This window comes from Citrobacter sp. (genome assembly GCF_050252275.1).
Classification (GTDB): Bacteria; Pseudomonadota; Gammaproteobacteria; order Enterobacterales; family Enterobacteriaceae; genus Citrobacter_A; species Citrobacter_A amalonaticus.
Genome location: NZ_JBFWLF010000241.1, coordinates 1 through 7024 on the forward strand (window position 1 = coordinate 1; position 7024 = coordinate 7024).

A 7024-nucleotide genomic window follows, 5' to 3' on the forward strand; every position below is an offset into this window, starting at 1 on the left:
CTGACTCTTCTACAACGACTTCAGTTTCAGGTTCTTCGATGGGGGCTGGCACGGATTCCGGTGCAGACACCGTTGCGGGTGCAGGCACAGGTGCCGGAGTGGCAGCCATCGCGCGAGAAAGAATGCCCTCGCCAGGTCTGGCGATCACTTTATGCGCGACCAGGCCATCTTGCTGTTCAGCGAGATGAGCACCGGTGATAATGGCAGACTGTACTGATGCCACATCACCGGTGATCTTGATCACCGTCCAGCCTGAACCGTTGGTTTTTTCAAGGCCAACCAGCGTGATGGAAGCCGCTTTCGCCATGGCATCTGCGCAACAGATGGCTAATGCCAGACCACTAACTTCGAGTAATCCCAGTGATTGCTTCACGCTGTGCTCCTTTTCGATAATGCTCAGGCCGATTTTGGTAAAATAGCCTCAACGTCGCTGTGCGGACGCGGGATAACGTGGCTGGATTTCACCTCACCCACGACGCTTGCTGCCGCGCAGCCTGCATCAACGGCGGCTTTAACGGCGCCGACGTCACCGCGAACCATGACGGTCACCAGGCCGGAGCCGATTTTTTCGTAACCGACCAGTTGCACGTTGGCGGATTTCACCATGGCATCTGCGGCTTCAATCGCGCCGACCAACCCTTTTGTTTCAACCAGACCCAGTGCGTTATTCATACTGCAATTCTCCTGTGGATTAAGCATTGAGATCCCGGAAGGGGATCCCTTTGACTAACCTTGCCGCGTTGTTTCCAGTACTTCGCCGGTCAAGGCTGTTTTGGCGATACGTCAGCGTAAAAAGCGGCGCTGAAGTGGGTAAATTCTTGTAGTGCACGACCAGGGTTTCTTCATTGCAGGCGATGCCGACCAGCAGCGGAGACTGGCGGGCCGCCTGCCATGCGCTCTGAACGACTTCTCCCGCCGCCTGGTTTTGAATCACAAACGGAATGCCTTCTTCTTCAATGCCGAGCAGCACCTCTTTCCAGACTAAAAGGCAGTCGCCGATAGTCGAAATCACAATGGCAGGCGTGGTGACGCTACTGTCCATGGGCAAACTCCTTATGCCAGGAGAGGATGAGCCCCGTCGCCACTGCGTTTCGCGGGCCTTCGGTGCCGCGAATGTTTCCGCGTCCGGCCACCAGGCGATAATGCGCCAGGGCGTCCGTCACCAGTTGCGGCACTTCAAAGTCCAGCGAGGAGCCACCGACCAGGACGACAAACGGAATATCGCGGATATTGCCCGTCGGGCTAACCTGTCGCAGTGCGCGCAGGGCGTTGGTGACAAACACGCGCTCTTTGGCGCTGCGGCGAATGGCGCGAACTTTCTCCAGCGCGAGATCGCCGGGCAGGGGCACCAGTTCATCCGGCTTGACCACACAGACGCGGGCAAACACCGCAGGGGGAAGTGGCGTCGGGAAGAATTGAACGCTACCGTCTTCGTGGCGCAGATGGAAAAGGCTTTCGACTTTGGCTAACGGATACTTTTTGATCTCTTCCGCCAGATAGCGGTCATCAAGTCCCAGCTCCCGGGCGATGATCATGGTAACCATGTCGCCAGCCCCGGCGAGGTGGGTGGCGATAATTTCGCCTTTGGGATTGATAATGGAGGCGTCGGTCGAGCCCGCGCCTAAATCCAGAATCGCCAGCGGACGCGTGGTACCTGGCGTGGTGAGCGCGCCCAGAATTGCCGCTTCGGCTTCTGCTCCGCCAACCTGTACATCCACGTTCAGCTTTTCTTTGATTTCGCTGGCGATCATTGCCATCTGCAGACGGTCTGATTTCACCATCGAGGCGATACCGACAGCCTGCTCAAGAGAAAACTCACCGGCCAGTCCACCGGTGACACTGACCGGAACGGAGGTATCTACGGCCAGTAAATCCTGGATAAAAATTTCGTTGCTTGGCTTATTGGTCAGTTCCGCCATTGTCTGGCGAACGTGTTCCAGCATACCGCCAATATTGGTACCCGCTTCACCGGTAACGTTGTCCAGTTTCGGGCATTCGCCAACTGCTTTCATAATGGCATCGGCGCCTGCCGCGACATCAACGCGTAGCGTGCGCCCTTGGGACTGCAGTTCAATGTTTCCGGCAGGAATGGCGCGTGCTTTAACATCGCCTGACGGGGTTTTCACCACCACGGCGGAACGGTTGCCAATCAGCGCTCGCGCCATCGGGACAATGTTTTTGGTCTCGTCCGCATTGAGATTAAACACCGTCGCGATGCCATAAGGATTTGACAGCGTTTCGATGACTTTACCGGGCACGGCGACCTCAATGGCGGCCAGCATTCCGAGCGGGATACGGTCGATGTACAGCACTTCGTCAACGATGGGCAGGGGTTTTTCCAGTCGGTTACTGACCAGAACGCCATCGTCCTGTTGCAAAATGACACCGGTTAACTGGTAACCGGCACGGACAGAGGCGTTAATCATGGTGGCGACATCAGCGAAATCGAAAGCAGATGACACCACCAGAATTAACGGGGTATCCGCCGGTCGGGTGAGTAACTCTTCCGGCGTGATAGTGATCCCCACACCCAGACCGACGCCGCCCGGTGTTTTCGGGTTATGACCGATCATGGTGGATTCGGTGATGATGGTTTCCGTGATGGTTTCCATCGCGACATCACCAATCACCGGGGTGGCTTCGTTGATACGGATAAGCGAGATATCGCTGACATTGATGCCTGCACGGTTAGCCGCAAGCGTGAGCGCCTCCTGAATCCCAAACACATTACGCAATGTGCCTTTTATCCCGGTGGTTTCTGCCAGCGCGCTACCGGTAATGGTGAGCGCGCCAGTGTCATCCAGCGTCGCCAGCGCGACTTCTGTGGATGAGTTGCCGATATCAATGCCAGCTATATATCTCATGACCTTTCCTTAGTCGTCGCCTTTCAGCTTCTTACGCTCGACGTACAACACCGCCGCTTCACGAACAAACGCGGCGCAGATTTTGGCCTGATAGCGGTTTTCAAGATCGTCCGCGATCGCGAGCAGTTCTTCTTTCGTTGAACGATAAGGACGCAGGGCGTTATAGATCTCGAGAATGCGATCGTCCGGCACCGCCGTCAGTTCTGCGGCGCGCTCAAAGTTCATCGCCAGGCGGTCACGTCCGGCATCTTTGGCAATAGCCGCCTGAATGCGCAGCGTTTCCGGTGTGATACGCATATCCTGCGCGGTCACTTTGTTGCTCAGAACGTTTTCGAGGGTGAATTCATCCAGCGTTTTGTTGGTAGCCGTTTTAACCCACTCAGGGTGCTTACTGGCGAGCGGATAGTCGGTCACTTTGGCGGTCTGGGTCGTAGTGCCCGAAGCTGCTGCCGGGGCAGATGTGTCGCCCTGCAGGCTGTTCATGCGGCTCAACACATCCCGAACCATCGATTCAATTGCATCGGTATTCATAAAGGGATCCTTATTAAAGCGCCACGCGCAGTTCCTGCGGGTTTTTGCCCGTCACGACGTACTTCGTCTCTTTAATGTGCAAGATGGCGGATTTAGCCTGATATTTCGGGCGCGCCATCTGGTCGTTCAGCGTCGGGACCGGCTGCGGTGATTCACGCTTGGCATAACGCGCGGCGTTTTTACCAATCTGGCGATAGGTTTCCAGCGTCAGCAGCGGAGCCTGCGGGAACAGCTCCAGGTTGGACAGCGGCGGCAGTCCCTGTTGATGGATGACCGTCGTGCCTTTTGACTGGATGCCGATAGAGATGCCGGAACCACTCAGACGGTTACCCTCAACGGCCACGAACGCCACGTCGGATGATTTAAAGCAGCGAATTACACGCGCTTTAATACCTTCCTCTTCAATCCCGGCAATCACTTCGCGCAGAATGTTTTTATGAGGCAGACCGACGATGTTCACGGTCTGAGAGAGGCCAAACGCCGGGCCGACCGCAATAATCACTTCATCCTGTTGCGTGCCCTGTTTCGCCTCGCCAATTTCCGTCAGGAAACTGTCACCGGCCGGTGCAGCAGGCGCGGTTGACGTTCCCGGTGCACGAAATGAGACGGGCTTATCGCTGGTCTGCATTTCGGACAGCACGTCTTCGATAATCTGGCGCAGCAATTTTTCATTAATTTCCATTGTTCACCCCTTAGCCAAGCTCGTTGGGATCAAGTGCGCCAGGGATGTTTTTAATTTCTTCCCAGCGTTCGCCTTGCAGGCGATAACCTGTTGCCGGACCGGCATAATCGTTGACGTCATTGACGGCAGAGAGCACTTGTCCATCGCCGACGATGATGGCGGAGGTATGCAGATAGTCCCCGGTTAACTTGGCCTTCTGGATGTTGAGCATGTCCTGCGCGACATCGGTAAAGCCGCCCTGAGCCAGCGCTTTCACCACTTCCAGACCGTTGCGGTTCTTATTGATGATTTCCTGCGCAAACTTGATGTCCTCAACGATGTTACGTTCAGGCATATCTTTCGAACCGTGGGCGTAGGTTGCGGCTTCAACTTCTTCATCCGTAATGGGCGGCAGCCCCATGCCAGCGAAAACCGCCTGCAGAGCGCGCGCTGCTTTGTTACGAATGGCGATAACGTCTTCTTCACGTACCGGACGCAGACCACCGTCCACTTTCAGGTCGCGCTGGATAACGTTGTAGTCATCAAAGTCTTCCGCATCTTCGTTGGAGCCCGCGAACATGTTGTCGTAGTTCGGCACGGCGGAATAACCGGAAGAGATAAAGTCGGTCCCCGGCAGGAACTGCATCAGCAGACGCGCGGTACGACGCATATCGGAGTGGGTAAAGGTCTGGTCGTTACTGGAGGCGCATTCCAGATCCAGCGAGGAACAGATCAGGTTTTCTGCCAGTACCGCACGAATTCCTGATGGCACTGCGGACGGAACGCCGATGCAGCTTACGGAGCCGTTTTGCAGACCCTGTACGCCTGCCGCTTTGGTGATGTAAATGCAGCGCGCTTCGAGATACAGCATGGATTTGCCCTCGGCATAACCCATCTGTACTTCAGAACCTGAACCGGAAGTGAAGCGCATTTTCAACCCACGCGAAGCGTAAGAAGAGGCGAGGAAACCTTTTGACCACGGCGTGTCGTCGCCGTCAGTAAAGACCGGTTCGGTACCGTAGACGGAAATGGTTTCGGCGTAGCAGGTGTGTCCCAGCATACCGAGCTTCAGTTCGGTTGCCTCTTCCAGTGAACACTGGGTTAACACGCCGGGGCGGCCCACCTGGGAACCGACGAGCAGCGCAATGGCGTTGAATGGGGCATAACGCGCCACAGCTACTGTGGTCTCCTGCTCATCAAATCCGCGCCATGCACCTTCTGCGGCGTCGGCCGCAATCTGTACCGGGTTATCTTTGACGTTGGTGACGTGCGCCTGTTGGGATGGCGTGCGACGCGCGCGCATCTTTTGCATCGCCATCATCATCTCAACCACGTTCATGTGCGAAACCACTTCGACAATTTTTGCCGGGGTCATCGCCGTGGTCAGTGGCACAATGTCGCGACGTTTTACGTTAGGATCGCACAGCATGTTAGCGAGTTTTACGGAGTCCATCGCCATCACTTCTTCTGCGCGCGCCAGGTTGATGCCGTAACGGGCAATGAAGTGGTCAATCAGGTCAAACTGGCTGACCGATTTGCCATCGAGTTCGGTGACGGCGCCGTTAACGATTTTAATCGACGGCTTGGGATCGTTCGGGCTTTCCATCGCAATGAAGCCTTCTTCGATCCACTCCTTAACGAATCCGTCCTGATTGACAGGGCGTTTCGCCAGTGCTTCAAATCTTTTCGATCTCATGAATGAGCCTCACGGAGTTCAGATATAGGACGGGCGATCGTTTTTCGGTTCAGCACCGAGGGTCGCAAGAACGGTTTTACCGATTTCTCGCGCTGAGATAACCGCCTGACGCACTGCGCCAGAATCGCCGGAGATCACCAGGATCGCTTCGTTACTGAAGCTGGTGCCATGTGCCGGAGAGCTGTAGGCCACAACTTCAACGTTCGCGGCTTTCAGGGCAGTATCTGCCATTAACACGCCGACGGAAGCCGGAGCACCCACAATCACGCCGCAGGCACGGCCAACCGGCGCACCAAACGCTTTTTCCAGCGCGTAACTGGCGCGAGCGGTGTACTGCAGTTCGATGTGTCCGGCTTCGTTGCCATACACATCACCAAAGGTGCGATCGAGTTCTTTCAGCGCCACTTCAATTCCGCGCTTAACGTCGGAAACGTCGTTACCACCGATAATGATGAGAGAACCGTGACCCGCGCCGCCTTTGGTATCGCGAGGGAGTTCAATGCTTACCACTTCGGTATTGGTGGCTTTGACCGCTTCGTCTGCCGCCATAATGTGCGGACCCGCGCCGGTACGCGCGCCCAGGATGCCAATGGAGCGATAGCGCTTCTCAAGCTTCATTGCTTCCAACAGGGCACTGTCTACGTTTGCAATCACCAGACCTACGGTGTCGCCAATCGCCGTGCCAACAAATTCCGTTAAACTGCAGCTCTTCTCTGCCATAGCCGTCTCTCGTTTTGGATGGGTTTTATCAGGGATACCCGCTTGATCAGGCGTTGCCACACGGGCAATGACCTGCGCCATGATCTGTTCAACCAGTTCATTGCTGCTCATGGGTTAATTCCCTTCGGTAAGATTTTTTCAACATCGGTATGAGGGCGTGGAATCACGTGTACGGCTTTCACTTCTCCCACGTTGCGCGCAGCAGCAGCGCCAGCATCGGTCGCCGCTTTTACGGCACCGACATCACCGCGGACGATGACGGTTACCAGCCCTGAGCCAATTTTTTCGTAGCCGACCAACATGACATTGGCTGACTTCACCATGGCATCTGCGGCCTCTATGGCTGCAGTTAAGCCTTTGGTTTCTACCATTCCTAATGCTTCTTGTTGCATAAAGACCTCGCCTGGGTTGTCCCGATATTCATGACTATAAAAAGAAGCGAGGAAAAAGAATGGCTGACTTGAAAGTCTGGGTGAAAAATTAGTGGGCTGTGAATGTGACAAACTTGCTTTTTTGTATATTATCTTTTTGTTTTTATTGGTTTTATTATTT

At 55.3% G+C, this 7024-nt stretch carries 9 protein-coding genes; all 9 read right to left on the minus strand.

What is annotated here, in order from left to right; all coding sequences use genetic code 11:
* The coding region (locus AB7E14_RS17865) for a BMC domain-containing protein (RefSeq protein WP_428169749.1) at positions 1-373 on the minus strand (373 nt) is incomplete at its 3' end.
* 23 nt (positions 374-396) lie between these two features.
* Entirely contained in the window at positions 397-672 is a 276-nt protein-coding gene (pduJ, locus tag AB7E14_RS17870) for a propanediol utilization microcompartment protein PduJ (RefSeq protein WP_042318188.1), read from the minus strand.
* Between the two features lie 19 nt (positions 673-691).
* Positions 692-1042 carry a glycerol dehydratase reactivase beta/small subunit family protein gene (locus AB7E14_RS17875; protein ID WP_316961823.1) on the minus strand — a complete coding sequence of 117 codons (351 nt, stop codon included), beginning with the start codon at positions 1040-1042 and terminating at the stop codon, positions 692-694.
* The gene (locus AB7E14_RS17880) at positions 1032-2864 is read right to left on the minus strand and encodes a diol dehydratase reactivase subunit alpha (RefSeq protein WP_043000235.1); all 1833 of its coding nucleotides are present in this window, start codon (positions 2862-2864) and stop codon (positions 1032-1034) included. Before AB7E14_RS17880 ends, AB7E14_RS17875 begins: the two co-directional genes overlap by 11 nt.
* A 9-nt stretch (positions 2865-2873) precedes the next feature.
* The gene (pduE, locus tag AB7E14_RS17885) at positions 2874-3395 is read right to left on the minus strand and encodes a propanediol dehydratase small subunit PduE (protein WP_043000236.1); all 522 of its coding nucleotides are present in this window, start codon (positions 3393-3395) and stop codon (positions 2874-2876) included.
* A gap of 13 nt (positions 3396-3408) precedes the next feature.
* A complete protein-coding gene (pduD, locus tag AB7E14_RS17890; RefSeq protein WP_043000237.1) occupies positions 3409-4077 on the minus strand; it encodes a propanediol dehydratase medium subunit PduD in 669 nt (222 codons plus the stop codon).
* A gap of 10 nt (positions 4078-4087) precedes the next feature.
* On the minus strand, positions 4088-5752 hold the full coding sequence (pduC, locus tag AB7E14_RS17895; protein ID WP_042318193.1) for a propanediol dehydratase large subunit PduC: 1665 nt from the start codon (positions 5750-5752) through the stop codon (positions 4088-4090).
* A gap of 18 nt (positions 5753-5770) precedes the next feature.
* A complete protein-coding gene (gene pduB / locus AB7E14_RS17900; RefSeq protein WP_043000238.1) occupies positions 5771-6583 on the minus strand; it encodes a propanediol utilization microcompartment protein PduB in 813 nt (270 codons plus the stop codon).
* Positions 6580-6864 carry a propanediol utilization microcompartment protein PduA gene (gene pduA / locus AB7E14_RS17905; RefSeq protein ID WP_012906330.1) on the minus strand — a complete coding sequence of 95 codons (285 nt, stop codon included), beginning with the start codon at positions 6862-6864 and terminating at the stop codon, positions 6580-6582. Before pduA ends, pduB begins: the two co-directional genes overlap by 4 nt.
* Between the last annotated feature and the right edge of the window lie 160 nt (positions 6865-7024).